The sequence below is a fragment of the Paenibacillus sp. yr247 genome (assembly GCF_900103825.1).
Classification (GTDB): domain Bacteria; phylum Bacillota; class Bacilli; order Paenibacillales; family NBRC-103111; genus Paenibacillus_E.
In genome coordinates, this window is record NZ_FNIF01000004.1 from 63,641 (window position 1) to 90,551 (window position 26,911).

Here is a 26,911-nt window from a genome sequence, read left to right on the forward strand (position 1 = left end):
AACAGAGAATCTTCCGTGGCAATAATGGTCATTTAGATTAAAATAGACTCAAAGTGTCATAGCATATCCTTGTCTTGCCAAAAACTCTTCCTTTTCTTTATAATCCGGCATAATGCTTCCTACACGTCTCCAAAATGATCGATCATGATTCATATGAATGAGATGACAGAGTTCATGTATGATTACATAATCAATGACTTCAATTGGAGCCATGGCTAAACGATAATTAAAGGTTATTTTTTTATCCGAGCTGCAGCTGCCCCACTTGGTTCTGGACTCATCTACCTCAATCGTTTTGGGTTTTACTTTCAGTTGTGTTTGATATTTTTTGATTCGTTCCCCTACAATCTTCTTGCAGCTTGAGAAATAAAACTTTTTAAGATTAATTTTCAATTCTTCTTCATTTAGCTCATTAGTCTCGATTAACTCATGGAGAAAATAATATTTTCCAAGATGAAGAAACTTTCCTTTATGTTGATACTCTCTTGTCTTAGTTGTTTCTCGAGCTTCCGTAATGATATGTAATTTTTCCAAGATCCTTTTCCCATGTTGTTTTACGACACTTATAACCATCTCCTTACTTGAATCATTAGGAGCTTTAACTGTTATGAAACCCATAGAATCGATATGAATCGAAATCTTTTTTCTACTTCCATATAGAACATTAAATTCTATCGTATTATTTTCAAATTCAATTTTCATAATCATCATCGTTCCTATATGTTATTAATTAATCGTATAAAAGTAAGGGAACGAGCCAGGGTCGAGGCTTACTCCCTGCTTCCCACTTCTCTTTCCTAATGATAAACCTACTTCTTCTTCTCGCTTAACCGAGTTTTTTATAGTAGAATGATGCTCAGCTACACTAAATGATTATGGGGTGTTTGAATGTCCATTACGTTCACCAAAGCTATTGTCAATCGATTACAACGAGAAATTGCTGATATAGAAATCAAAAGTTTGAACGAAAAGAACAAAAAAGAAAAAGCTCAATCTAAAATTAATCAATTGCAAAGAGATATGAAATTAAGTCAGTCGCACAGCGATTTAAGTAGCAAAATGACACGAATAAATAAGTTAAACGAAGAAATCAAAAACATTAATCGTATACAAGCTGATCTCTCCAAGCAGTTAGTGACGAAGAAAACTTCGCTTAAACAGCATCTAGCCAAAGAGCCCCAACAAGAGGAAACGTATGACTAGTGACCAAACAAATGGCTGCTGATGCGCTATTCAATGGATAGTAAGGCCTATCCAATATTAATTCTCCCTCAAAATACTCGTTATTAGTATTCTTATAATGTTCTTTTAGTTTTGATAAATTAGTAATCAATTGATTAGGCAATGGATTAACGTTTCGTTCAGCAAGTCTCTCTGACCCGATTGACTCATTACTACAGGTACAATGTAACGTATATAATTCCCCGCCCTTTTCTTCAATCCAGTTCTTTAATTTCCTTAGATCATCCATATTATTTAATCCAAAATCGAGTATCACGGAAGCATTCGAATCGATGACGTTTTGTAGTAAGAAACGATAAAGAAAATCAAAACATATTTTGTTTCTTAAACCATGCTCGGAAACAAGATCAGCAACTGAATCGTAAATATCATCCTTATGTAAGACAGGCAGCTTAAGTCTCTTAGCTAGCTCGTTTGATAATGTAGTTTTACCAGTTCCAGATTTCCCTCTAAATAAAATTATTTTAGACATAAGGTTTCTCCTTTGACTATTAGAGCTTGAGAACCATTAAGTCCTCATCAAAATATTGCCCGTCGTATTTTAAGGCGTTTCGTTCCAAGCCATAAACCTCGAATCCCAAGGACTTGTATAGCCTCTTTGCGGATTCGTTTTTAGATACAACTGTTAGGTTTATTTGTTCCAAACCAACGCAATCTCTTGTCATTCTTATAAGTTCAAGCATGAGTGATTTCCCTAATCCCTTCTCTCGCATTTCTGGTGCAATATACATCCCGAAAACATTCCCTTTATGGGCAGTTTTAAGGTTGGCTTCACGCATAAAAGTCACAATTCCAACTAATGAACCACTACCATCAAAGGCTCCTAGAACAAATTTGTCCTTAGTCGGTTTTAATCGTTCTGCAACAGTTTCTAGTGAAAATTTTGCTTCTCTCTCATACGTTGATCCAAACGCTTCCGGATTGATTTTTAGAGAACTCAATCGTAATTCTTGGTATAGTTGAGCATCTGATTCGTGTAATATACGTATACTCATTGGTACTCCCTCCGTGGAATTCTCCTATATTCTATTTCTGTTAATTATTCGAATTTCCTCCTGTCTACAATTATGTTAACCTGCCCGCTATCTTAATGATTACGGTAAATTTATTAAATGACTTTGTCGGCAATCGGATCATATACTTGAGAAATGACAAGAATATGATCCGATAAAATAAAAAAGCCGCCATTTAGGCGGATATTAATCGGAAAATGTACTTGTCATCCAACATTAACCCATGGCAGCCTGCTTCACTCCCACTTGAATGTTAGGCTGGCAATGATGAAGGCTACTAGCATCCAGCCGCCAAGCAGCGCAGCTTCACGCCACACATCGGCAAGCGTGGCTCCGACATTCATGATTTGACGCAGTGCTGTGGATAGATGTGAGATCGGCAGCAACTTGACGACGGGCTGGAGCCATTCAGGCATGTTTTTGATTGGAAAAAAGACGCCGCCTACAAAAAGTAGTGGGAATGAAACGAATCCGGCAATCGGGCCAGCGCTTTCCGGCGTTTTGGCAAGCGCAGCGATGATGAAGCCGATCGACATGAACGTCAATGTCCCAAGTACGACGAACATGAGCAGTAGCACCCACGAACCATTCACCTGAGTTCCGAAAATCAGATTGCCGATTAGCAGCACGATTAACGCCTGCGAACCGTTCAACAGCAGTCGGGCCGTGATTTGCGCGGCGATGAAGCTCCGCGCATGGAGCGGCGTACTCTGAAGACGCCGGAGGATACCCCGCTCGCGCCAAGATGCGATTTGGCCAGCAACACCGTTCATATTGTTACTCATAATCATCATTGCGACAATTCCCGGGACAAGGAAGTCGATATACTTCAGGTTAAGGGATTGTACCGCCTGAGATTGAATCGTAATAACTGGCGTGTAACCAATAATCTGCTTACTAATGCCGTCGGCGATCTGAGACATAATGGGGAGCCCGATCTGATTGGTGGTTTGGCTTGTCTCATCGTAGTAAACAGTGAGTTTGGAGCCCTGCATAGATGCGGATTTAGCACTTACAGCAGCTTCATACCCTTTTGGAACAGAGACGACAAGCTGCTGATCACCATGCTTTAGATCTTTCATTGCAGCATCAAGGTCGGTACTTTCGGTTAATTTTAAGATGGATAACTGCTTCATGGATGAGAATAGCGCTTTTGAGGCTGTCGTCTGGTCTTGGTCGATAACGGTAACGGAGAGCGATGTGCTGTCTCCTTTTCCAAAGAATGAACCGAGCATCACCATAAAAAATATCGGAAAAGCAAGCGTCCAAAATAATACTTGCCGATTTCGCCCAAAAAGTCGCAGCTGGGCTAAGGTTAATTGACAATATGCTTTCATTCTTCCCTCAGACTCCTTCCTGTCATGTGGATGAACACGTCCTCAAGCGTTGCGGTGCGCGTTTGAAGATCGGATACCTGAATGCTCTGCTTAGCGGTTTCTTGCACGAACGCGGTCAGCGCATTTTGTAAATGATCGGTATACAACACAAACGTGTCCTTGCGCTGATCAACCTGCTTCACATCAGGCAATGACTGGACAAGCATCAGTACATCTTGCTTTCGTGCCTCATCTCCGTGAATCTGTTCCGGCAAGCGAAACTCGATGGCGCTGTCCGATTGTAAGCTGCGGACGAGCTGCGCTGGTGTGTCCAATGCAACGATTTCTCCTTTATCCATGAGGCAGATTCGGTCGCAAAGCACATGAGCCTCCTCCATGTAGTGTGTAGAGAGCACCACAGTCTTGCCGCGCTCCTTCAGTCGGAGCACGATATCCCACAACGTACGGCGGGCTTGGGGATCAAGTCCGGTTGTCGGCTCATCCAGAAAAATCACCTTCGGATCATTCACGAGCGCCAATGCAATGGCGAGTCGCTGCTTCTGGCCGCCGGACAAGTTCTTGATGCGATCGTTCATTTTATCGCGAAGGATCATGTCGTCCAGAAGCGGCTCGATTGGCACTGAGCTTGGATAAAAGCTTGCGTACATACGGATGATCTCGTGAACGTGGAGTAAATCGAACAGTGACGTCGATTGGAGTTGGACGCCAATGACCTCCTTGACTTTTTTCAAATCCTTTTTCGTATCGAAGCCTGCGACAAGCGCTCTTCCTTCGTCCGGTCGGCGCAGTCCTTCGATCATTTCCATCGTTGTTGTTTTGCCCGCCCCATTCGGCCCGAGCAATCCGAATACTTCTCCTTCACGTACTTTGAAATGAATGCCATTCACCGCAGTAAAATTCCCGTACCGTTTGACGAGTCCATCCACTTCTATGATGTTGTTGACCAAGGCTGGTTCCTCCTTTTCGACATTTCAGTTCTAATTTTTTGTGCCGCAATATAAACGGCGTTATGTATGAAAAAAAAGAAAGGTCACCTCCTGGTAACCCCATTTTAACAGAAAAATCAAGCTTCAGGCGTGGATCTAGCAATTTCTCTATCAAAACATAGTGACGCAGATTTTTATCTGCTTTGATAACTTCAATAAAACGAACAGACTACAGCGGCAGTAATCGACTCACTTTGATTCCATCCTTATTCCTTTCCTTCTTTTTAACAACCAACTTAATCCCCACAAAAGCATAAACAAGACAATCCCAATAGCTCCCCATTTTAGTGAACCATTCCGAACCCCCGCATAAATACTACTCATTGCTATCGTATAAGGAAGAATACCAAGACCAGTCGTCCAGATAAAACCCCATATGTTTACATTCAAGAAACCCAATGTGTAATTCACAAAATGGTATGGGACAAATGGGACGAAACGGATAAGTAATAGTCCAAGCGTCTCATGTTTTCTGGTGAATTCATCGACTCTTTGAAGAAAAGGTTGAGCCATTTTACCGAAAAAAGGCTTTGCTACCCATTTGCTCAAATATAGAGCACCTACTGCGCCTGTTACACCGCCTATCCAAGAATAAATCCCCCCCCAGACTGGACCATATATTTCCATAAGTATGATAGAAATAAATTCCCCAGGAACAGGAAGAATATTCACAAGCGACTGTACGATTATACCGACAAGAATACCGATATTTCCAAATTTCCTGATCCCATTTATCAGTTTTTGTGCTTCTCCCGTATGCATAAGATATAGATAATAGCCTATGATGCCGGCAATGACGAGTAAACTTATAGCACTTATTAGTCGAGCATTAGGGGGACTTTGTTGCCGTTTCAAGTGAATTCATCCTATCTATATGGTTATAAATACAAGCAAAAACCCACGGAGAACGTGGGTACAAACCTATTGCATTTGATTCACTGGTTCTGAATTCATTATCGCTCTGGATCCAATGAATATCTTCTCTTAAGCTCCTGCACGGAAATAGCCACGATTCGAGGAGATAGTTGTCCTTTCTTCAACTCTATCCGCTGTTTACCGTTTGGATGAAAAACTAATAATAAGATCCTTAAATAGATATGGCTGAATATGTTAAACAATCCTTTTGGAAGTTCTTCAACGGTAAAGCCCAATTGTTTGGATCCTCGATGAATCATTGTGATTCCGTAAATCCCTTTAACCTTCTGGTGGAGATGAAGATATTGCGCCATTGTAGGAAGAAATCGCTGTACATCACGTATCATATTAACGGCAAGTTGAACCATCGAGTTCGATTCGGCAATCAACTGAGATAGCTTCTCATTATTGAAATGCAGTTCAACGACCAGATCTCCGGAACAAATCTCCTCCCCATTTTCCAAATGGATCGTCTTCCCGTGATATTTGCACACTCTGCTATAAAAGATTTGATTATTCAAATCAATGGGATGGATATTGAAAAGCCAATGAAAAAAATGCTCCCATTTTAACCATAAGTAAATAAGCAATCTTTTCAAAAGTCGAACAGGCTCCTGCTCCGCTTGAGCAACCAACTGCATATAGGTATCGATTCGCAAAAAGTTATACCCTCGCAGCTTGCAAATCTCAAGAAAATCGTCGAGAGCTGCCAGCATGTAAACCGGGGCATTTTTATCGGCTCCAAAAGTTTCACCGCTATCATGAAGTAAGATAATATCGTTGTTTTTTAGTTTGGCAAGTAATTTCATTTTTATCCGTTCTTTTCCGCCCCTGCTTCTCCAATCACCAACCATTAAAGACCATAGAACCAAACGAAATCGTTTTACCAATAACAAGTCAAATACATTGATAATCCCCCAAGGTGGACGATAATAAATGGGTTTTATCCCTATGATATTCTCTACTGCATTCACCGAGTAGCTCAATTGCCTTCTGACTTTTTTGGGTGACATGAATGCGTTTGCCCAATGAACGTAGTTGTGAATCCCAACCAAATGTCCTTCCTGATGAATCCTTAAGATCAAATGAGGATACTTTTCAGCTTTGGATCCAAGTACAAAAAAAGTTGCCTTGATCTGATATTTCCTCAGAAGATCAAGCAGTTTAGGCGTAAACTCCGGGTCGGGACCATCATCGAAGGTTAAGGCTATCCCGTCACCGTTACTTTTCTTAGTATACATCCATAATCCGAACAGGCGAATCAAGACAGTAGGCAAAATTGTATAGAGCAGCAAAAGCAAGAACATAATCCAGAACAATGTAATCATGCCCAATCACATTCTTTCCAAAGAGAATACATGCAGGTTTCATAAAGAATATGGAGTTGATTCCCTTTCCTTGTACCCAAGTATGTTTCTAAGAACGTCTTTAACAATACGATCCGCGGCTTTTGTTCGATGTAAGATATCCATTTTTGACTTTACTTGAGATGCATAGGCATCATTGGATACATAATGATGAATTTGGTTTACTAATTCATTCATATGATAAGAAACGGCAGCAACGCCTTTTTTAGAAAAATAAGTTGCATTGTCCTTTTCTTGACCAGCAAAAGGTCGATAAATGAAAATAGGAATCTTTAAAGCAAGGGATTCAGTTAATGTTAGTCCACCTGCTTTACTAATGATACATGAGGCTGAGGCCATTAGTTCATTGATTTGCTCGACGAATCCAAAGATCGTTATTTGTGAACTACTGTGAAATTGACTATTCAGAAATTGTTCCAGTTTTGTATTCCGACCGCATACCACCATAATATGACATTCCTCCAAAGCTCGAAGCTTTCGGATCATTTCCGCAGTTAAATAATGTTCACTATGTGAGCCTGCTATTAAAAGGATCATTTTTTTTCGCTTGTTTTCATTCTTGTATGTATGTTTTTCAAAAGCATCTCGGATTGGTATTCCTGTTACTTCAATTAGATTTTCACTGACACCGCTAGCGATCATATCCCGCATCAAATCATCAGTAGCAACATAGTATTTGTTATTTGCGGGATGCAGCCATCTCGCGTGCATGAAGTAATCGGTGATGATAGTGAACGTTGGGATTCCTAAAGAGCGACCGACAGCCGGGGCGGCACCATAAGGAAATGTATTGATGATCGCATCAGGTTGTTCTTTGCTAATAATTTTTAAAAGCTGCTTGGAACCTAAACGATTTAAGCCCGCGAGCACAGAACTACTATGGGAACTGGTTTTCTGTGTCATATAATAGCTCCAACCATAATAATTGATCCCGAATCTTGCAGCATGAAAACTCCCCATATATACAGCTGTTGAAATTTTATTTAAAAGCGGGTGTGCTTCTTTCATTAAGTCAATGATTTGCACGTTTGCAAGTCCATTACGAAGACAATGCTCTTTGATTGCGTAAGATGCAAGTAAGTGACCTGCACCATAACTCGCAGTAAGCAGTAATATTCGAGGTAATTGTGTCATCTTACATGTCCCCCAACATACAGAATAGCATAATCATATTCTCCCTAAGTATACTTGCAATTATATGTCTTATCATAGTTATTAATAATTAATATGCTTTGAACCATTTCTTAAGTTTTTCTTAAATTTAAAAATCATACATCGAACCGCCTCGTTGTTGGAGCGTTCATCCAAAGGGTGTGCAACATCCCTGGGGTTGAACGTCCAAGCGCTGCAAAAGTGAGTCAGTAATCCGCAAACCGAACAACCTGGTGCAATTCTTACCCGCGTGGCAATATGTTTCAAAATGTGGCGCTGCACAGGATCTCCAAGCCCTATTTGTTTTCGGGTACTATTAAAGAAAACATATTATATGGGAAGCCTGGGGCTTATATTTGATGAAGCCACTTCCTCCCTAGACAATGAGAGCGAAAGGGTGGTGCAGGAAAGTTTTGAAAAGTTGGCTAAGAACCGCACTACCTTTGTAATTGCACATAGGCTGTCCACCATCAAAAATACAGAAAGGATTATAGTGCTTTCTGAACAAGGGATTGCAGAGGAAGGTCCACAAGATCAGATTTTGATAAAAATGGGAATATATACTAAATTATATAAAATGCACTAAGCAAAATATAGAGGTACGAAGCTGTTGAAATAAAAAGTTTTAATCTAATATCCCATCGATGACATAATCCGATCCAGTTTGACTTATGATATCGGGATTATAAAGAGCTGAATGGAAGTCTTCTCGTAGCCTTGGCGCCAAAAGAGGTTATGATAACTCGTTTTTGATCTGATAAAATAAAAAACCCGCCACTAAGGCGGGAAATAATCGGACTATCTTCGAAATATATTGTCTATCAAAAAAAGCTTAGTCAGGCCCTGCAGCTGCTTTCTGACTAAGCATCAAATTAATTTGTTATCTTCATCTTCATTTTGTTGTCTTTTCATTGTGTTATTCACCAAGTTCTGTGTTGCGTCTTGGGTGGATTCAGTCACATTCTCAATGGCGTTCTGTACATAATTCGTTGCTGATTGAACCCCGTTTTTAAAAATATTCGTTTTGTTTGCAACAACGTTTTTCAGGCTTTTAGTATTATCAGACATCGTTCATACCTCCAAATTCTCAATTAAATTGACCTTAGCTATCCATCTCATTTTCTTCCACAGTCTCGCTTAATTCATGGTCGGCGTCCAGATCAGCGGCGGCTTCGAAGACGTTCGCCTTCGGCACCTTAGTCATATCTTCCTTTTGCTGCACCCAATACCCAACGTTGCGATACCAGTACTGAAACGAAGCGTCCAATTGCTGCTCTCGGTTGCGATCCTCGTTAACATCGGAGTCAACTTCCATCTCCTCCCCAAGACCCCCGGAATTACGATTCTGTTTTCGATTGATATCATCAAATAGATTCAAGTTAAAATTTCCTCCTAATAGTTCTTACCAATTAAAGTTAGTTCAAATCAGGTCACTAGATCATAATGCCCCTCCAACCATATAGGGATTAATCTGTATAGATTTAGACGGATTTATTCAAACTTATTATCTCTTTATGTTCGAATAATTTGCATGAAATTGGAGATTCTACTTTCGATGAAAGGAGGAAATAAATATATGGTTGAATATACCAACATGCAGGACAACACCGAGGAAATAATGAAATGTATTGTTAACTGCGACACTGAGCAAGATCAGAACAAAGAAGATGAACCCCTTTCGAACAACATTGCGAATCAAGAAGAATACATTGATGAACCTTAACTCACTAACCGCCTAAGATGGCGGTTTTATTTCTTATACAAACTATAAAATGTGTTCAACTCTTCCCATTTAAAAATGTTAATACATGTTCAATCAATTTTCACAAAAATTTTAACAGCCTATTCTACAACAAACTACGAACACAATATGATTGAAGCCCATAAGATACATGGTCAAATGACTATATCAACATAAATGGAGGCATCACTTATGGGCTTTGGGCAGTTTGGACACGGTTTTGGAGGTTTTGGGGGATTTGGGGGATTTGGACCATTTGGGTTTGGAGGTTTTGGAAACCCATTTTTTAATCCTTTCTTCCCGCGCCGATTCTCCCCATTTTTCTTCCTTTCTCCTTTTACCTTTCCGTTCTTTAGAGGGGAAGACGATCGAGATGGAACATATTTTGCTCAGCATCAGTGCATAGAAGGAGATACAATGAGCACATTGGCTCAGAAGTACAATGTTCCCCAGCCGATTCTTGAGGCTATGAACCCGCACATTCAACATCCAGAATCCCTGATGCCGGGGAGCATTACTTATATTCCACGCTTGTATAAAATGCATTGTCACAGGATGTACCTAGAACATGAAACATCTGATACTGGGGTATCTACACCAATGTACCCACAACAAGCGATTCCTTATTCGGAAACACCTCCCCCTATGTACCATGGGCAACAAATGGCACCATACCCGTACACAGGACAACAATGATCTGCTTGGAATTTGACGTCGCATACCTGCAAGCGGATTAATTTAGACATTGATATCCCATTAGGGAGCGAAATGTACCGATCGATCCACCATTCCACGAAAAGTACTTGGGGATGGCACCAATTCAAATGGTTGCCCTGGTCGTCTCATAAGTACTTCTGTTACTAATGTTTTCAACTTTTCACTTCATATTTGTATGAATGAATGAAAAACAAAAAACGGCATCTCTGCCGTTTTTTGTTTACTTATATCGCAAAAAGCATATGGGAATTGATTACACCATTGCTCTTATTCCTTTAAAATGTTCTCCACAGCATCGAGGATATCGACAGACAATTTAACATCGGAAGCGGCGCAGTTTTCAATGACTTGCTCTGGACGACTCGCACCCACAAGAGCGCTAGCAACATTATCTTGTCTTAAAATCCATGCGAGTGCCAATTGAGAAACCTTAATGCCGAGTTCCTCCGCGATGCTTTCGAGCTTCTCAACTTTAATTAACTGACTTTCTTTAAAGCGATCTTCACCCCAGTTTTTGCTGGCAGCGCGGCTATCAACCGGAATGGATTGCCCCCGGCGGTATTTCCCCGTAAGCATTCCTTGCGCTAGCGGAGAGAAGACAACCTGACTTATCCCTTTTTCAATACCGGTTGGAATGACCTCTTTTTCAATGTAACGGTTGAACATATTGTATACCGGCTGGTTGACAACGATCCGGTCTAACAAGTATTTATCGGCAATCGCCAAAGCTTCAATCATCTGCGAGGCCGTCCATTCACTTACGCCTACATACAACACCTTACCCTGAGTAACCAGGTCGTCCAACGCGCGAAGTGTTTCTTCTAATGGAGTTTCCGGATCAAATCTATGGCAATAATAGAGATCTACATAATCTACTTGAAGACGTTTTAAACTGGCATGACATTGTTCAATCACATGCTTGCGAGAAAGTCCACGGTCATTCGGGCCTTCACCCATTTGCCCAAAAACTTTGGTGGCCAGCACATACGACTCGCGGGGATAAGCTTTAAGCACTTCACCCATGACCTTTTCCGCTTCACCGCGTTCATACACATTTGCGGTATCGAAAAAGTTCACGCCCTGATCATAAGCTTGCTCGATCGAACGGATTGATTTTTCTATTTCTACATACCCCCCGTAGGTCATCCAACTGCCGAGGCTTATTTCGCTTACCTTTAAACCGCTTTTACCCAATTTACGATATTTCAAGAAACACACCTCCGAAATTAACGTTGTATTTTATGTAATGAGAAAATCTCTATCCCTAGATAGTATAGAACAGAATATAGCATCTGGTAAGTACTGAAATACTTTTGTATAAGTTACCTTTAGGTAACTTGCGACTCAGTGGGATGCTTTCTAGAGAAGATAATCTTTTTTTATGAAAGAAACGGTGCTGCAAGCTTCCTCACTCGTTCAATCCCCTTCCACATGTCCCCAGGACCGTCATAAACAACAGTAATAGGACCTTCATAGCCGGATTGCTTGACAATATCTAGGCATCGAATGAACTCAGTCTCATCCGGATATCCCTCGTTGTTCGTTTGTGCTTTGGCATGGATCGACTCGCTATGCGGAATCGTTTGTGCAAGATCATCATATTTGCCCGATCCTTTAAAATTGCCGAAGTCAGAAGTCAGGCCGAGGATATTTCCGCATGCCTGCAGCAAAGCAAGACAGTTGTCAGCCGTCGAAGTAAGTAAGTGGAAATTTTCTGTAACGACTCTGACTCCTCGGTGGATAGCGTAATTACCCAGTTCTCGTAACGCTTCGGCGGACCGCCTCAAAGCTTGTTGATCCGAAGGATCCGCATCGCCTGCAATGACACGAACGCGTTCCGCTCCGGCTAATGACGCAATGTCGATCCATCCTTTGATCCAATCGATATCTGCTTGTCTGCGGAATTCATCTGAGCTTGAAATATCACCATATTCAATAAGCAGCGTGTAAAAGCGAATACCGGCTTCCGTGAACGATTGTCGCAATTGCTTTAAATAGGCTGTACTTATATCCGGAATATGAAAATGACATATTTCCAGCGCAGTAAACCCCTTGCCTGCAAGTTCAGCAGGCAACTCATTCAGAGAGAGAAGCTCTGGCTGATCCTGAACGTCAGTAATATGAACACGACTGTGTTCATCCCAACGGGTCCACCGCAAGGGGCCGAGATTTCGGTGCAAGCTCCAGGTCGTTAATGATAAATAAGGCATACAATCAACCCTTTCTTTTCTCTTATTTGATTGTATTTTATCAGTACATACCTGATATATCCATATTCGGAACAGCTATTTTATCTCTTATTCGGCTATCATAAAAAAGAATTTAATGCCGGAAATTACCATACATTAGGTTATGCCCTTCACAAGAAAGGAGTCCTTCCATGTACGACAATCCATTTAATAAGTCGGCTACTATTCCTCAATCTAATTGTCCATCTACAATAGAAGTTCTAGGTACGGGAACAGCTGCAGCAGTTCCAGACAGGGCGGTGGTGGTACTGGGAGCCGTTACCGAAGGTCTTGTCTTGCCTGCGATCCAAACTGAAAACGCAAAAATCGTAGCGAATATTATTCATTCCTTACTACAACTGAAGATCCCCCGGGAGAAGATTCAAACGCACGATTTTGGAATCGAAATCCAGTACGATTATCAAGATGGAAAGCAAATCTTTCGAGGCTATAAAGTAACCCATCTCCTACAAGTTACCAATGACAGAGTGGAACTGACAGGAATTCTCGTTGACAACGCCGTTTCTAGCGGCGCCAATAACATCACCAGCATTCGATTTACGACTTCACAGCCAGAAATTTACGAGAATCAGGCATTGTCGCTTGCCATTCGAAACGCTCGGCAAAAGGCCGTGACTATCGCAAATACATTGGGAGTTACCCTTTTCGCGGTTCCCAGCCAAATCCAAGAAATTTTTGGGACTGCCGAGCCTATCCCCTACGCAACCACTATGCTTGCCAAAAGTGCCGTCACTCCAATTCAACCGGGACAATTAACTATTTATGCCAAGGTACGAGTCTTGTATTTGTTCACGGAACGATAAAGAAAAGCTTATGTCTTGAAGACTACATTCGGTCCAATTTCATTCATTTGCTATAATTTTGTATTTTGTGTTGGTGTTCCTTCTGTAGATGAAATAAGCTCCAGGTCTCTTTCCCTGCGTAAAATGTCAGCCATGGATGTGTTTAGTGCAGCTTGTGGACCAGGGAAATGTTTTTTATAGTAAGCAAAATCCATAAATATCAAAAGCAGCAGCATACCGCCTAACGCGTAACCTGCCATTTGATTCGGTGGAATGATCATGACAATAAAGATGAATGCGAGAAGAAATGAGAGGATGATGGCCAGCCAGATCGCTTTGGTAGGTGTGCGGAATTTTTTTAAATTTGCGCCCGGTGCTTGCTTAGCGGCATGCCTTTGTCACGAGAGAAAGCATACATCATACGTGAAAAGGAAGTGATCGAGGCCAATCCGCAGAACCACATGGCGGCTGTGACAAGCCAAAGTATGATGGAACCGAATGTACCCCCGAGCGCATCGCCGATGACGTAAATGAATGCATTGGCCGAGCCCGTCGCAGCAGCAGCATCTTTAATCGAGAGAGTGACAAAGGCTAGCAATCATGTACGGCTTATCGGAAAACGTTTCGCCAACTTTAAATAAATAATCGACGCTGAGATAGCGATATGATACCATGCTGAAAAGTCGTTGAGCTTGGAGACGATACCGATACCGATATGGTTCAAGATACCGTGGCTAAGAAGGATAACCGTAAAAGCGATCAGTACTGTGGTATTGCTAGATGCGTAACCAAATACACTCGCTAGCAGTGGGTCTGCGAATAAGGCAACGGAATAATCGATCCCGGCCATCGAAGCTGCGATGAACATAACGAACAACGCTACGATTGGCCATCCAAAGCCCATCATACCGCCTCCACCATAGGTCAGCCCGTGACCGTACAACGGAACTGCACCTGTAAGTATGGAAATAATCCCAATCCCAATCCCAATCCCAATCCCAATCCTACGTACAGTTCGTTATTTTCCAAGAAAACTTTCATGTTTACTTTCGTCGAAATCCCGAATGCTTTTACCTGCAATACTGACAATCCACCATGCAAACAAACAGGTTATGACAACTAAGGCGATACCGATCACTAGACTCATTCGAGCCCACCTCCTTCCTATTAGCTTTGGATGCTCTCATTCCGTCACATGCAATGCCCTCTAAGCAGCTCAAGATGTTAGTTTTTATGAAGCAAATATGAGAAAACCTCCAGCAGTTGCCTTTCGAAAATGAGACAACGCTTAAAGGTTTTTCTTCCCTTATAGATCCATATTGATGCCACTAGCTCGTTGTTCGAGCATCTTTTTGACAATAGTGCCGATATGCGCACCTGCTTCAACGGGAGGCGTCCCTCTACGATGGATATTGGAAATAACGGTTCGTTCGCTTTCCACGGTGCCTTTGCCCGGACGATAACACATGTAGGCACTCATCGAATTTGAGGATACTAATCCGGGTCTTTCGCCAATCAGCAGCACCAATACTTCCGGCTTAAGCATTTCGCCGATATGATCCATCACAGCAACCCGACCGCCTCGGACAAAAAACGGAGTGCCTACCGATAGGCCATACGCGTGGAGGGAATCGAGCAGAGATGGATACACGTCCCGTAAATTGGCATCTATCGCGTTAGCGCTCAATCCGTCAGAGATGACGAGTTGTACCTGAGGTTTGACTTGACAGCTTTTCCTGATGATTTCGATGCCGTCCTTAGAAACAATTCGGCCCATATCGGGGCGTTTCAAGTAATTTTCTGTGTTTTCGTAACGGGTATCCACGGTGAATAAGCGGAATTCGTCCAAAATCGTCTGGCTCACCTGTCCATAAATCGAATCAACTGCGGCTGCATGATCGCAGCGGAATTTCAACACCTCTTTGGTCAGTGGTCTAGTTCCCGTACGCCATACGCCGATCCGAGCTGGGGTGCTGGCAATGAGTTCATGCATGCCTTCCTCCCATTTGGGACTCGGTACTTTAGTCGCGATCCTTTCAATAGCATCAGGAGCTGCCATAGCTGGCTCACCATTCTCCTGCATTGAAGCTTCTGTTTCATTCTCTATATTATTTGCAGGCTGTTCAGCTCTGTGAATCGGACTCACTCCGGTGGCCGAAGAGAGTCGCTTTTCCAGTTCGGCCATCACATTATCGACAAGCTTATCCAAAGGAATGGACAAGGTCATATAGGATTCTCCTCCCTTCGCCTTCTTACATGAATAGAGTCGGGTCTCCTGCAAGAGCTGTCAATCTGCCGTTTTCCATTATGCCCATTTTCACCAGCCAATTTTCAAAATCCGGAGCAGGTCGAAGTCCCATCGTCTCCCGTAGTGTGGCAATATCATGATAGCTAGTGGATTGATAGTTGAGCATGCAGTCGTCCGCCATCGGTACGCCAATAATATAGTTAACGCCTGCGGCGGCCAACATGACGGCCAAATTGTCCATATCGTTCTGATCCGCATTCATGTGGTTGGTGTAACAGACATCCACCCCCATAGGGAGCTGCTGCATTTTGCCCATGAAATGGTCTTCTAGGCCTGCACGGATCACCTGCCTGCTGTCATATAAGTACTCGGGACCGATAAAGCCAACCACAGTATTGACGATAAACGGCTTATATTTTCTGGCAAGTCCGTAACATCGAGATTCGAGGGTGACTTGATCGATCCCATGGTGCGCTTCAGCCGACAATTCGGATCCTTGCCCCGTTTCAAAATACCACAGGTTGGGTCCCGTACCCGTACCTTCACGCCGCACCAAATCGTCAGCTTCGTCAAGAAGCTGGGCGCTTATGCCGAAAGCCTTGTTGCCATCTTCCGACCCTGCCAAACTTTGAAATACCAAATCTGCAGGAGCTCCCTGACGGATCGCTTTCATTTGTGTCTTGATATGGGCAAGGACACAGTTCTGCGTCGGTATACGCCATTTATTCATGACTTCCTTGGTAGCGTTCAAAATTTGTTTAACGCTTTCCGCTGTGTCAATAACGGGATTAATGCCAAGAACGGCATCACCAATTCCATAGCTCAACGCCTCAAACAAAGCAGCCTTCATGCCCGGAATGCTGTCTGTTGGGTGATTTGGCTGTGCACGGCCTGCGAGAATACCCTTTTGTCCGATTGTGATGTTACAGTGGGAGGTAACTTCAATCTTCGACGCCGCCTGCACCAGATCGAGATTGCTCATTAATTTGGTTGCTGCTGCGACCATTTCACTATTCAAACCACGGCTGATCCTTTGGATTTCACCATTTCTCGTGTCCTGGCGTAAAAGGTATTCCCGCAGTTCTGCAACCGTCCAATTGCATACTTCAGCGTAGATTTTTTCATTAACCGCCTCTTCAATAATTCTAGAAACTTCATCAGTCTCTGGAGAAAGCAGTGGGTGATTACGAATATCTGCTAGCGTGAGATCAGCAAGCACCAATTTGGCGGCTATTCTCTCTTTAGCGTCAGCTGCTGCGATACCTGCCAATTGGTCACCGGATTTCTCCTCATTCGCCTTCGCCATAATTTCTTTCAGATCACGAAACTGAAACGTATGTCCAAGTAAAACGGTTTTCAGAATCAAGATGGCATCCCTCCCCCGGCTTTATGATGAAACGCCAGTGTTTTGACGACAACGGGGATCATGACACCTGAGATCGGTGTCCCTAAATCGATGTAATCGCCATATTCAACCTTAATTTGATCTATGCAAACAATTTTCGGGTGTCCTCCGCAGCGTCTCTCGAGGGATTGGCCAAGTGCTTTGGCGATATCGTTCTCACAGATAATAACCATAATGGTACTAGTCGGAAAATAGGCAGCGAAGCATTCAGTAAGCCGTGCGGATAGATGCTGAAGAGACGCATAGGTAAAGTCGGCAATACCTGATAAGGCCAAAGCGAACGGTGGAGAGCCATCCTGCCCGAACAGGCTTACACCCGTATGCATGATTTGCGTCACCGCTTCTGAAAGAAGGTCAGGATGTTCAATCATAAATGATGTGATTGGCAGTTTCAACACGGGCAAGTTGCGGATCGGCAGCAGCGATTCGTCCAAATGAACGGTTGCACCGCTAATTTCCGTGCTCTGCATCCCTGTTCCGATAACAGTCGCTCTTACCGTCTGAGCAGGCTGTATTAGTTTGATCGGATAACTTGCAATTACTTCCTTTAAGGTTCGCGCAAGTAGTGGGCCTATATCGCCATACAGCGTCATTTCCGCTATATCTATAGGCCCTTTTCGTTCCATAAGTTGCCCGATTCCTCCTGATACACTCCATTCTTCCAAAGTCGGTATTGATGACAGAGGCTCGCCAATGATCAACGTTCGCAGCGATTCCCCCTGCAAGTGTGTGTCATATCCTGCTAAGCAATCGAGCATATTCTGGCACAATCGGATACATAGTTCACGGAGGAAGGAAAAGGTAACCACTTGCCCTGCATAGAGCGAGTAGCCGCTTGCTTGAAGCCACGGACGGATCGAAGGCGAGACAGCTGTAATCATTCCATTACTCTCAACTTGAATTAACCTTCCACCGACATGGAAAGTAATGGTTCCAACCGGCTTACCGCGCTTAAAAAATGCCGTGTTGGCCGTGCCTCCACCGATATCGATATTAGCAACGGCTTCTCTGCTTTGCATGGATCGCTGATCAGCCCCGGCGCCTTTGCCAGCAAGCAAACCTTCCAAATCTGGTCCTGCCGTCGCAACAACGAAATCACCTGATTGTTCAGCAAGATGATGTAGGATCTCGCGGGCGTTTTTTTTGTTCGCAGTCTCTCCGGTGATGATGACTGCACCTGATTTCAAGGAAGAGGGATGAATGCCCGCCAGTGCATACTCCTTCGCGAGAATTTCACCAATCCGCTTAGCGTCCACCTCATCCACGCTTTTAAATGGTGTACTGTAAATCGGACTAGCATGTAGGAGTTGTCGCTCTACGATTTCGAAACGAGGAAGACTAATAGCGCTGGAAGTGCGCGCCAGCTTCAAGCGGCTTATGATCATCTTCGTTGTACTCGTCCCCAGGTCTATCCCTACGCTGGTGATCCATTGTTCCTCCATGAGAATCACCTATTCTGTAAGATTTCTGTCATTAATTCCGGTCCGTCTGCTAGTATGCACGCTGCAAGCTTAGACAGTGGCGTACACGTAGACATACTCGCATCACGCAGCCTCCGGTAAGCTTCCTCCTCGTCAATTGCATAAACTCGCATGAGCACGCCTTTCGCTTTCTCCACCAACTTCCGTTCTTCGAGGAATTGTTTAAGTTGTACGATGTCTTTTTTTAGGGAATCCATTTTTTCTTTTTGACTGAGCGCTATTTCCACAGCAGGAATCAAATCAGCCTCCGTTATCGGTTTCACCAGATATGCGGCGACGCCAGAGCTGCGGGCATCCTGAACCAATTCCTTCTGACTATAAGCGGTAAGGAGCAAGACGCAGGTATCTTGTTGCATTTTGTGGATGATCTGAGCAGCTTTGATCCCGTTCATGATGGGCATCTTCACATCCATAATGACGAGGTCTGGCTTCAGTCTGGCAACGAGTTCAATCGCTTCCTGCCCGTTCTTGCCCTCTCCAGTTACCAGATATCCTTCTTCTTCGAGCATTTCACGGATGTCCATTCGAATGATGGGATCATCATCCACAATGACTATGGCTTTAGTCACAGCAATTCTTCCTCCTCTGTTTCCGTTTGGGAAAGTGGGAATGTGATTTGCACATGCGTCCCATGAATGTTCGAATCCATGCTCATGATCCCATTGAGATTCTCCTTCACGAGCGTCTCCGTTATGTTCAATCCAAGATGATTTTTACTGCTCATATTGTTACTTTGTTGAATCCCAATTCCGTTATCGGAAACACTCAGCCTGGCCATTTGGCCACTCAATTGAAAAGTGATTTCAATGAACCCCTGATCCCTATCTGTAAAGGCATGCGTGACGCAATTTTGCACAAGCTCATTAACCACTAGGGCAAGCGTCGTTGATGTACTCGACGGTAAAATAAGTTCATCACCGCGTAACTCGATCCGAATTTCCTGTTCTGGTTTACTCGTGGATGAAAGAATATTTTTAGCAATCCTGTCAACTACGTCGTTGAACGGGATCGAATCCTGACCATCAAAAGCAAGCATCTCATGTATGATCGCAATACTATTAATTCGATCGATGCTAGCTTGGTAACCCTTTTGCACTTCTTGTTGCTTCGTCCTGCGCATCTGTAAGCGAAGCAGGCTGGATACGTTTTGAAGATTATTTTTGACACGATGATGGATTTCCTTAATGACGGCTGATTTGATGAGCAGCTGTTTCTCTTTATTTTTTAGGTCGGAAATGTCACGAATGAGCATAAAGCCACCAACAACTTGTGCATCTCGATATAAAGCAACTGCTTTTAACTCAAGCGTGACACTGACCATCTGAAACTCTTCTTGATAAATGCCGGTCTGATCCAGCATGCTCGCTCGGTTCAAACGACCATAAAAAAGCTGATTCAAGCTGCTGCCCACAATTGCCTCAACGTACCCTATTCTTCTCAGCATTTCGCGTGCTTGTGGATTCGTATAAGTGACGTTCTCTTTCTCGTCAAACAATACGATTCCTTCGTGCATAAGCGACTGCATGCTGCCTTCCGACATTGCGACATTGAAAAGTGTTTCACTAAGCTGTTCGGTTGTTTCCATAAGCCGCTCCACGTTTTTTTCCTGTGCGATCTTCTCGGTTATATCCTGCTCCATAATGAGCGCGCCGATCACTTTACCGCTCTTAGAGCATATGGGCACAACATTTTGCTGCATCGTTCTTTGTTCCTGCGAGATGCCTCTGGAGCCGTTGACCGGTTTTCCTGAAAGTAGGCAGAACATGACGGCAGGCTCATTCTGTGCGTAGGCATACTGTCCGACAACCGACGTTTTGTAGAGTGACGGGGCTGTCATAGGATGCGCCTCGGAGACGACAATCGCTGAGCTATTTTCGAAGAGCGGACAATCAATGAACACATCCGACTGAGAAAGATCAGCGAACAATTGTAAATTGTGAGCCAAATCTTCGATGATTTCCGCTTCTTCCTGTGTCAAAAACGTGTGTTCCATGCAAAGTTGAATGACAGAAGTCATGATAAAAACCTCGCTGCAACGAATTTTTGCTTTTACTCTACGAAAACAAATTTTTGCAAACTACGCTTCAGTTCCTCAATCCCTTGACTACTTGCTGCGGATGTCATAACTATTTCCCCTTCCGGCAGAGACTCCCTAAGCAGCATCACAGCCCGCTTCTCGTCCGCTTTCGGATGATCGATTTTCGTTACTGCACCGATTACGGGTACGGGGAAACCACTCGCAAATCCAGGTGGGAAGTAATTCCTATTACGGGTTGCATCATGAACAAGCAGAATAGCGACAGCTTCAAAGGACGTCGCCATTAACGAACGGTAATATAACGGATTTTCACTGTATTCTCCTGGCGTATCGATGAGCCAATCGCGGAATACAAGACTTTGCGTTTTGGTTGCCGGCTGTAGTTCATTGAGTAAAGCCTTAATTAAGGTAGATTTTCCAGCACCGACTGCGCCTATCACCATCACTCTTTTCATAGTGATCAAGACCTTGTGAGGGAAGCAGTAGAAAATTTTAACTTTTCCTGTAAAAATACATTGACGGCTTCAATGGCCATTTCAACAGCAGACACATCTCCGACAATTACTAGTGAACCTGTAAACCGGTCAAGGTAACCAATACTCACATGTGCAGCTTTCGTCGCGATATCTGCAGCAATAATTGCCGTTTCTGTAGGTGTCAGGGTTAAGATCCCGAGCGCCTTCGCTTCCTCGATGCCCAATTTTGTATACAAAATGGGATCTGGATTAGCGATGACATGGGCAAGTGTCAGTTGTTTCCCAGGGACATACTCCTGGATGACTCTCTGCTTTTGCTCTTCCATTAGCTCACCTATTCTTCCTCTGCTGCAACTTCAAAACTGTCAACAATACCAACAATCATTGCATCAATCGGCACATTCTTACCGCTGAAAAGAATGCGGGCGGGACTTCCCCTGGATACAATAACCTTTTCGCCTACTCCGGCGCCGATCCGATCCGCAGCGATAACCGGTTGTCCCGCTTCACGGTTATTGAAGTCCGTTGGTTGAATAACTAACAGCTTCAAATTCTCCATGCCGTCTTCCTTCTGAGTGGCCCAGACGCTCCCAATCACTTTTCCTAGAAACATAGGACATCACCTTTCATTCCTATACGCTACAGCGATGCCTTTTTCCCTCAGCATGTCTTTTGCCAATGGCGACAAAATGGTTCCTTTTGATAACATAAGTTGAGAAACACGATCTATATTTTTTTGCTGCTTGACCCACTCCGCGGAAATAAACCTGCCATCGAACTCGACCCTTGCTTCAAAAGGGATTTCGTCAACCTCTACGTTATCTTCAGAAACTGCCATCCTATCAAAGTAAGTCTTAGGAACTTCATGTTCCTTATGGAGACTCTCGAATTTGCGAATCACTACTTCAGCTAATTGCTTCATCGGCGCAAACTCTACACCATACATTGCCATTTCCTTCTTATAATATTCAAAAAGTTTCAGATAAGACTTCGGTAACTCTAGCATTCTTAACGTTCGTCGATCCGCTCGATTCAAACCAGGCGTATCACCGCCGACCAACACGAATTTGTTTAGGACAAGTGCTGCAAAGATGATTTCCGCTTTAATGGTTCCTTTCATCCCAAGAGAGACTCTTCCTGCGTTTTCCAAATCTATTTCTGGAATGACGATGCCGTCGTAAGCCATCGGCACTTCCAAAGGAACAGGAGCGTTTTCATCCGCTAAGATGATTTTACCGGGAGCACTGGCTTCAATCTTGTGTTTACCTAGCCAAGCTGAAGTCTCGCCGTCAAGGAAGAGGATGTCATGCTGGATCCCATTCTTTTGCAAGTGGATGAAATGATCCATAAAAGCTTCATGAGCCGTGCTGTCACAAAAAATGTAGAGCACCTTGGGTGGTGGTTTGACGGCTTCCGCTTGCATCGTTTTCATCAGTTCAAGGATAATCGATTCCACAACTTGTTTGATTTCCAACTTCAGCTACCTCCTTACGGAACCCGTAATTCCACCGTTTTTACCGATCAATTGCACGTAGTCACCTGTCTTCAAGCCAGCAGCGTTCGCTTCGTCCAAATCGATGTGGAAATCGAGTGAGAACCGTTCGCTTACCCTTACGATAACATCTGCAAAAAAGATAGGCCGATCTCCCCCTGTTTTGAGGATCAATCGATCCCCGCCTTCAATCTGCAATTCGGATGCATCTTGAGGGGACAAATGGACATGGCTTTTCGCCACAATAAGCCCCTCTTGCAGAACAATTGTTCCCTTAATGCCAACTACAATAATCCCAGGAGTACCTTCTAAGTGACCAGAAAGCCTTACAGGAGGATGTACCCCAAGTAAATAGCCGTCCGTCCGAGAAATTTCAACTTGGGTTGCCCCTCTAGAAGGTCCAAGAATGCGGACATTGGGAATAATTCCTTTGGGGCCAACTAATGTGATCGTTTCCTGAGCTGCAAACTGGCCGGCTTGCGATAATTCGCGAAGAATATTAAGTCTGTAACCAGTCCCGAATAACGCTTCGACATGATCAGGGGAGAGATGGATGTGTCGGTTAGATACACCTGCGGGAACATTTGTTTGTATTCCATTCATTGTTTTAGGATATATGGATGGTTTGGATGCGATTCTTTGTAATGAGATCCCTCTAGCTTTTAAAAAATCCATCGCAGCCGGTGTCAATTTATCTCCCTCTTGTACCGGATAAGGATTCAGTAGACCTTTGGCTAAACTGGCACGAAGAGATGTTTCCGTTATGAGCGCCATCGATGCCTTTAACCTTCAAGCTTGGGAAGTATGAACTCAATGTCCGAATGCGGCCGAGGAATAACATGAACGGATACAAGCTCTCCCACTTTTTCCGCTGCGGCGGCTCCGGCATCCGTTGCAGCCTTTACAGCACCTACATCCCCTCTGACCATGACTGTAATAAGGCCGCCACCAACATGAACCTTACCTACCAGTCTCACATTCGCTGCTTTTACCATTGCGTCAGCTGCTTCTATCGATCCTACCAAGCCTTTAGTTTCGATCATTCCTAATGCCGCCATTTCTCCCGCCATTTGAATACCTCCTTCAGATTTTTTGTCAAAATGAATGAACTGATCTGCAACAACTAATGTAGCTGCATGTCAGATAGAACACTTTTCACGATCTGCATCACTTCATCACGTGAAATGCCAAGATTTCGCTGATCACTCAAGGTATCCGCGATCCGCTCTGCCGACCTTGAAGTTTTCGTATCATTCTCCGTCTTCATTTCCCGAACGCCGAAAGCGACTCGCTTGATGTTGAGCAAATGCTGGGGACCAATGTTGTCTGAGGTCACATTGTTACCGAACGAGCCGCATCCAAGCGTCATGGAAGGCAAAATTCCTGTAGTGGCCCCAATTCCCCCGAAAGTTGTTCCTGTGTTCACAACAATGCGTGAAGCCGGTTTCTCCAGACCGAACGCCTCGATGACGGTCATGTCCTCACAGTGGATGCCAAGCGTGTGACCTAGACCTCCAAGTTCAAGTAATTCTATACACTTTTGGCAGCCTTCCTGCCAATCATTCACGGTGTATAGGGCAAGGATCGGGCTTAGCTTTTCTATAGAAAAAGGATGCTGTAGACCTACGCAAGTCTCCTCCGCAATGAGAAGTCGAGTAGATTCAGGAACGGAAATACCAGCCATTCGGGCAATAGTCTGCGGCGATTTGCCGACGATTTTCGAATTTAACCCTTTGCCAATCATAATGATGGAGGCGACTTTTTCCTTCTCAACATCGTTCAGGAAATAAGCACCTTGACGCTTTAATTCATTTACAAGTTGAAGTTTGGCCGCATGATCGACAACAAGTGCTTGTTCAGAGGCGCAAATCGTACCGTAGTCGAACGTCTTGCTTTGTACGATATGGCTGGCAGCTCCCGTAATATTCGCGCTTCGGTGAATAAAGACAGGCACATTTCCAGGGCCTACGCCGTAAGCAGGTTTACCCGAGCTGTATGCTGCCTTGACCATTGCTGTCCCACCTGTAGCCAAAATGAGATCTGTCAGCTTATGCCTCATCAATTCGTTGCTCGCTTCAATGGACGGTTTCTTTAAGCAATGAATCAACCCTGCTGGTGCTCCGGCACTTTCGGCTGCCCGCCGCATCACATTTGCTGATTCCCATGAACAGCGTGCTGCCGATGGGTGAGGGCTGATGACGATGGCGTTTCTTGCCTTTAAAGCAATCATACATTTGAACATGACGGTCGAGGTCGGATTGGTCGAAGGGATGATGGCGGCAACGATGCCGACTGGCTGAGCAACCTCCCATACCTTCCGGTCATCGTCCCGATTGATAATGCCGACCGTTTTCATATCCTTAATAGCCTCATAGACGTAATGTGCTACGAACATGTTTTTCGCTTTTTTATCTACAATGTTACCGAAACCTGTTTCTTCTACAGCAAGCGCGCCAAGTCGTTCCGCCTCTGATTCAGCTGCCTTCGCCATCGCGGCGATAATGTGATCGATCTGTGCCTGCGTCATTTTCTCCAACTGCTTCTGTGCTGTCTTCGCCTGATGAAGAAAATCACGAACTGCTTGAATATCCTGCAAATCGGTATCCAGCTTCATATCGGTGATCACTCCCTTCCATCATTATCAGATGATAAGGGTGCATCTGGTTGGTTTGTAGGCATCAACTTATGAATAAAACTCCAAAGCGAAGCATCTGGCCGTGGAATAACATGGGTCGATAACAGCTGACCTACCCTGCGAGCCTCTGACTGACCTGCTTCCACGGCAGCTTTCACAGCAGCAATTTCCCCCAAAATATAGATGGTCACAATTCCGGCGTCCGCTTTATCATAAGCTGTTACGCGTACATCTGCGGTTTTGGCTGCTGCATCAGCTGCAGCAATCAGTGCGGGAACGCCTCGGGTTTCAATCATACCCAGCGCGAGCATTTGTCGATCCAATTTGATCACCTGCTTTCTCAGCCAAACTTGTTGGGATTTCTTGCGACTTCCCATACTGCCTCTGCAAATGCTTGCGCAGCTGCTGCGCAAGCAGATTGACTCCCCGTCAACAAGCCTCCAGAGAAGTTAGTCTCCGTAGGTGGTCCATAAAATTGACAAAGTCTAACATTTGCTGCCTTAAGAGCCGCATCTAAGCCGAATACCGCTTCAAGGGGAGGCGCGATTAAGTAAGAAAGTGGATCACCTTCTGGGATTTCTGCTATTTTAGATAGATAGGAACCCGTTCTCGAAATGACATGAGCATAATAGGCATGAGTGCCCTCCATGTTGAGTGAATAAAAGCAAGCGCCTTTCTCCATCAAACTCACAGCCGCATCAAGGCCGCTCTTTACCTCATCAGGGGTTTGACCCCCAATAATCCCTATGAACTCACCCGAAAGCGGTCCAGAAGCATGCGCCGATCCGGCGTAAAACGATCGAGCGTAGACCACTTCAACTGCAGCCATTTTCGTCGCTTCATCTATCGCTGTATAGCCTATATCGTCAATACTAGACGTAAGCAATCCTAAACTGCGTATTCCTTGTTTTAAATCCAACTTGCGCGCCAAACCAACATCCACATTTGGAATGATCCTCATGGCGAGCGGAACAGCACGAATCGGTTGATGACTCACTCCCTTCACCTCTTTACCAAATTGATGCACATACAAAAAGGCGCCTAGGATCAAAGAACGGTTAACGTTCCCTTTACCAAGGCACCATTGCCTACAAAGCTATTCTTTTATATATTCTTTATATTTCAATACTTCTTATTTTATTCTTCGATAATAGCCATAAATGAATTGCTTTCACCGTTTTATGTTAAGTTTAAATTAAATCGGATCAACGTCACTTGGGTAATGTATTCTTCTTGTTTGATGAAATTCTTCTTCAGTTCCCACAAAAAATTGCTCGACCGTTGGATAGACAACTCCGTTAGAGACCATATTTCCATTCGTTTCTCCATGTATCAGTTTACTTCGCTCTATTTGAGTATGTCTTGCAAATCCGCGAAAGGCCGCGTCAAACTTATCCAGCACTCAGGTGCATCTTCATATTTGTCGACGTAAACAGATTGTAAATATTTTGAGACGCAGTTAACCTGGTCTTCTATTAATATCTCTCGTATTTCGGAAGTCTTTGTAGGCACAGAGTTTTTCAATACGATCTTGAATTGATTTAATGGTAAAAACAAATCCAAACTCTTCTTGTAGGAACAACGAGTTGGAAACCGCGGCGAGCTCCCTGAATCGTATTTAGTTAACTTCACTGC

34 protein-coding genes and 1 pseudogene are annotated in these 26,911 nt (G+C 43.8%); 5 read left to right on the top strand and 30 right to left on the bottom strand.

Going from position 1 to position 26,911, the window contains the following annotated elements:
- Window positions 1–48: 48 nt before the first annotated feature.
- Complete coding sequence (locus BLT91_RS11020; protein WP_090820715.1) at window positions 49–702, bottom strand: M48 family metallopeptidase; 654 nt, start codon at window positions 700–702, stop codon at window positions 49–51.
- A 186-nt stretch (window positions 703–888) separates the two neighbouring features.
- On the opposite strand from BLT91_RS11020, the gene BLT91_RS11025 reads away from it, so the two are divergent.
- Window positions 889–1,203, top strand: coding sequence for a hypothetical protein (locus tag BLT91_RS11025; protein ID WP_090820717.1), 315 nt, complete (start codon window positions 889–891; stop codon window positions 1,201–1,203).
- Here the strand turns inward: BLT91_RS11025 and BLT91_RS11030 are convergent.
- The 7 genes from BLT91_RS11030 to BLT91_RS11060 form a co-directional block, all read right to left on the bottom strand.
- Window positions 1,154–1,714, bottom strand: a complete 561-nt coding sequence (locus BLT91_RS11030; RefSeq protein WP_090820719.1) for a P-loop nucleotide/nucleoside kinase family protein — start codon at window positions 1,712–1,714, stop codon at window positions 1,154–1,156. The two genes, BLT91_RS11025 and BLT91_RS11030, sit on opposite strands and share 50 nt — an antisense overlap.
- A 19-nt stretch (window positions 1,715–1,733) precedes the next feature.
- Window positions 1,734–2,237, bottom strand: a complete 504-nt coding sequence (locus BLT91_RS11035) for a GNAT family N-acetyltransferase (protein ID WP_090820721.1) — start codon at window positions 2,235–2,237, stop codon at window positions 1,734–1,736.
- A gap of 254 nt (window positions 2,238–2,491) precedes the next feature.
- Entirely contained in the window at window positions 2,492–3,592 is a 1,101-nt protein-coding gene (locus BLT91_RS11040; protein ID WP_090820724.1) for an ABC transporter permease, read from the bottom strand.
- Entirely contained in the window at window positions 3,589–4,539 is a 951-nt protein-coding gene (locus BLT91_RS11045) for an ABC transporter ATP-binding protein (RefSeq protein ID WP_090820726.1), read from the bottom strand. Before BLT91_RS11045 ends, BLT91_RS11040 begins: the two co-directional genes overlap by 4 nt.
- A gap of 228 nt (window positions 4,540–4,767) precedes the next feature.
- Window positions 4,768–5,433, bottom strand: a complete 666-nt coding sequence (locus tag BLT91_RS11050) for a TVP38/TMEM64 family protein (protein WP_090820728.1) — start codon at window positions 5,431–5,433, stop codon at window positions 4,768–4,770.
- Between the two features lie 98 nt (window positions 5,434–5,531).
- The gene (locus tag BLT91_RS11055; RefSeq protein WP_141224971.1) at window positions 5,532–6,821 is read right to left on the bottom strand and encodes a polysaccharide deacetylase family protein; all 1,290 of its coding nucleotides are present in this window, start codon (window positions 6,819–6,821) and stop codon (window positions 5,532–5,534) included.
- Between the two features lie 39 nt (window positions 6,822–6,860).
- Window positions 6,861–7,994 carry an MGDG synthase family glycosyltransferase gene (locus BLT91_RS11060; protein ID WP_090820730.1) on the bottom strand — a complete coding sequence of 378 codons (1,134 nt, stop codon included), beginning with the start codon at window positions 7,992–7,994 and terminating at the stop codon, window positions 6,861–6,863.
- A gap of 367 nt (window positions 7,995–8,361) precedes the next feature.
- Here BLT91_RS11060 and BLT91_RS11065 point away from each other — a divergent pair.
- Window positions 8,362–8,598 (top strand): annotated as a pseudogene (locus BLT91_RS11065) (ABC transporter ATP-binding protein); the annotation flags it as partial.
- A gap of 281 nt (window positions 8,599–8,879) precedes the next feature.
- Here BLT91_RS11065 and BLT91_RS11070 read toward each other — a convergent pair.
- Together BLT91_RS11070 and BLT91_RS11075 are read right to left on the bottom strand one after the other, a co-directional pair.
- Window positions 8,880–9,080, bottom strand: coding sequence for a hypothetical protein (locus tag BLT91_RS11070; protein ID WP_090820732.1), 201 nt, complete (start codon window positions 9,078–9,080; stop codon window positions 8,880–8,882).
- 34 nt (window positions 9,081–9,114) lie between these two features.
- A complete protein-coding gene (locus BLT91_RS11075; RefSeq protein ID WP_254776891.1) occupies window positions 9,115–9,390 on the bottom strand; it encodes a hypothetical protein in 276 nt (91 codons plus the stop codon).
- 198 nt (window positions 9,391–9,588) lie between these two features.
- Between BLT91_RS11075 and BLT91_RS31505 the strand changes: the two genes are divergently transcribed.
- Together BLT91_RS31505 and BLT91_RS11080 are read left to right on the top strand one after the other, a co-directional pair.
- Window positions 9,589–9,735 (top strand): hypothetical protein, encoded by a 147-nt coding sequence (locus tag BLT91_RS31505; RefSeq protein WP_175532241.1) that lies wholly within the window; start codon window positions 9,589–9,591, stop codon window positions 9,733–9,735.
- Between the two features lie 210 nt (window positions 9,736–9,945).
- Window positions 9,946–10,449 carry a LysM peptidoglycan-binding domain-containing protein gene (locus BLT91_RS11080; protein WP_175532242.1) on the top strand — a complete coding sequence of 168 codons (504 nt, stop codon included), beginning with the start codon at window positions 9,946–9,948 and terminating at the stop codon, window positions 10,447–10,449.
- A 288-nt stretch (window positions 10,450–10,737) separates the two neighbouring features.
- Here the strand turns inward: BLT91_RS11080 and BLT91_RS11085 are convergent, their stop codons facing one another.
- Together BLT91_RS11085 and BLT91_RS11090 are read right to left on the bottom strand one after the other, a co-directional pair.
- On the bottom strand, window positions 10,738–11,679 hold the full coding sequence (locus tag BLT91_RS11085; protein ID WP_090820736.1) for an aldo/keto reductase family protein: 942 nt from the start codon (window positions 11,677–11,679) through the stop codon (window positions 10,738–10,740).
- Window positions 11,680–11,849: 170 nt separating this feature from the next.
- Window positions 11,850–12,680 carry a sugar phosphate isomerase/epimerase family protein gene (locus tag BLT91_RS11090; RefSeq protein ID WP_090820738.1) on the bottom strand — a complete coding sequence of 277 codons (831 nt, stop codon included), beginning with the start codon at window positions 12,678–12,680 and terminating at the stop codon, window positions 11,850–11,852.
- Window positions 12,681–12,850: 170 nt separating this feature from the next.
- On the opposite strand from BLT91_RS11090, the gene BLT91_RS11095 reads away from it, so the two are divergent.
- Window positions 12,851–13,522, top strand: coding sequence for an SIMPL domain-containing protein (locus BLT91_RS11095; protein WP_090820740.1), 672 nt, complete (start codon window positions 12,851–12,853; stop codon window positions 13,520–13,522).
- A 50-nt stretch (window positions 13,523–13,572) separates the two neighbouring features.
- On the opposite strand, the gene BLT91_RS32760 is transcribed toward BLT91_RS11095, so the two are convergent.
- The 18 genes from BLT91_RS32760 to eutL form a co-directional block, all read right to left on the bottom strand.
- Window positions 13,573–13,782, bottom strand: a complete 210-nt coding sequence (locus BLT91_RS32760; RefSeq protein WP_254776892.1) for a hypothetical protein — start codon at window positions 13,780–13,782, stop codon at window positions 13,573–13,575.
- 77 nt (window positions 13,783–13,859) lie between these two features.
- Window positions 13,860–14,099, bottom strand: coding sequence for an amino acid permease (locus tag BLT91_RS32765; RefSeq protein ID WP_254776893.1), 240 nt, complete (start codon window positions 14,097–14,099; stop codon window positions 13,860–13,862).
- Entirely contained in the window at window positions 14,100–14,444 is a 345-nt protein-coding gene (locus BLT91_RS32770) for a hypothetical protein (RefSeq protein ID WP_254776894.1), read from the bottom strand.
- 75 nt (window positions 14,445–14,519) lie between these two features.
- A complete protein-coding gene (locus BLT91_RS33510) occupies window positions 14,520–14,648 on the bottom strand; it encodes a hypothetical protein (RefSeq protein WP_302847488.1) in 129 nt (42 codons plus the stop codon).
- A gap of 159 nt (window positions 14,649–14,807) precedes the next feature.
- Complete coding sequence (gene eutC / locus BLT91_RS11105) at window positions 14,808–15,722, bottom strand: ethanolamine ammonia-lyase subunit EutC (protein WP_254776911.1); 915 nt, start codon at window positions 15,720–15,722, stop codon at window positions 14,808–14,810.
- 31 nt (window positions 15,723–15,753) lie between these two features.
- Complete coding sequence (locus BLT91_RS11110; RefSeq protein ID WP_090820744.1) at window positions 15,754–17,115, bottom strand: ethanolamine ammonia-lyase subunit EutB; 1,362 nt, start codon at window positions 17,113–17,115, stop codon at window positions 15,754–15,756.
- Window positions 17,112–18,596, bottom strand: a complete 1,485-nt coding sequence (locus tag BLT91_RS11115) for an ethanolamine ammonia-lyase reactivating factor EutA (RefSeq protein ID WP_090820746.1) — start codon at window positions 18,594–18,596, stop codon at window positions 17,112–17,114. The genes BLT91_RS11110 and BLT91_RS11115 overlap by 4 nt, the downstream gene beginning before the upstream one ends.
- A gap of 5 nt (window positions 18,597–18,601) precedes the next feature.
- Window positions 18,602–19,204: an ANTAR domain-containing response regulator gene (locus BLT91_RS11120; RefSeq protein WP_254776895.1), complete on the bottom strand. Its 603-nt coding sequence runs from the start codon at window positions 19,202–19,204 to the stop codon at window positions 18,602–18,604.
- The gene (locus tag BLT91_RS11125; protein ID WP_090820750.1) at window positions 19,201–20,652 is read right to left on the bottom strand and encodes a sensor histidine kinase; all 1,452 of its coding nucleotides are present in this window, start codon (window positions 20,650–20,652) and stop codon (window positions 19,201–19,203) included. Before BLT91_RS11125 ends, BLT91_RS11120 begins: the two co-directional genes overlap by 4 nt.
- A gap of 32 nt (window positions 20,653–20,684) precedes the next feature.
- Window positions 20,685–21,128, bottom strand: a complete 444-nt coding sequence (locus BLT91_RS11130; RefSeq protein ID WP_090821193.1) for a EutP/PduV family microcompartment system protein — start codon at window positions 21,126–21,128, stop codon at window positions 20,685–20,687.
- Between the two features lie 5 nt (window positions 21,129–21,133).
- Window positions 21,134–21,475, bottom strand: coding sequence for a BMC domain-containing protein (locus BLT91_RS11135; RefSeq protein WP_090820752.1), 342 nt, complete (start codon window positions 21,473–21,475; stop codon window positions 21,134–21,136).
- An 8-nt stretch (window positions 21,476–21,483) separates the two neighbouring features.
- Window positions 21,484–21,762: a EutN/CcmL family microcompartment protein gene (locus BLT91_RS11140; RefSeq protein ID WP_090820754.1), complete on the bottom strand. Its 279-nt coding sequence runs from the start codon at window positions 21,760–21,762 to the stop codon at window positions 21,484–21,486.
- Between the two features lie 6 nt (window positions 21,763–21,768).
- Entirely contained in the window at window positions 21,769–22,623 is an 855-nt protein-coding gene (locus BLT91_RS11145; RefSeq protein ID WP_090820756.1) for a hypothetical protein, read from the bottom strand.
- A gap of 6 nt (window positions 22,624–22,629) precedes the next feature.
- The gene (gene pduL / locus BLT91_RS11150) at window positions 22,630–23,415 is read right to left on the bottom strand and encodes a phosphate propanoyltransferase (RefSeq protein WP_090820758.1); all 786 of its coding nucleotides are present in this window, start codon (window positions 23,413–23,415) and stop codon (window positions 22,630–22,632) included.
- 8 nt (window positions 23,416–23,423) lie between these two features.
- Window positions 23,424–23,711: an ethanolamine utilization microcompartment protein EutM gene (gene eutM, locus BLT91_RS11155; RefSeq protein WP_090820760.1), complete on the bottom strand. Its 288-nt coding sequence runs from the start codon at window positions 23,709–23,711 to the stop codon at window positions 23,424–23,426.
- A gap of 53 nt (window positions 23,712–23,764) precedes the next feature.
- Window positions 23,765–25,255, bottom strand: coding sequence for an acetaldehyde dehydrogenase (acetylating) (locus BLT91_RS11160; protein WP_090820762.1), 1,491 nt, complete (start codon window positions 25,253–25,255; stop codon window positions 23,765–23,767).
- Window positions 25,256–25,263: 8 nt separating this feature from the next.
- A complete protein-coding gene (locus tag BLT91_RS11165; protein ID WP_302847489.1) occupies window positions 25,264–25,599 on the bottom strand; it encodes a BMC domain-containing protein in 336 nt (111 codons plus the stop codon).
- 17 nt (window positions 25,600–25,616) lie between these two features.
- A complete protein-coding gene (eutL, locus tag BLT91_RS11170; protein WP_090820764.1) occupies window positions 25,617–26,273 on the bottom strand; it encodes an ethanolamine utilization microcompartment protein EutL in 657 nt (218 codons plus the stop codon).
- Window positions 26,274–26,911 lie beyond the last annotated feature (638 nt).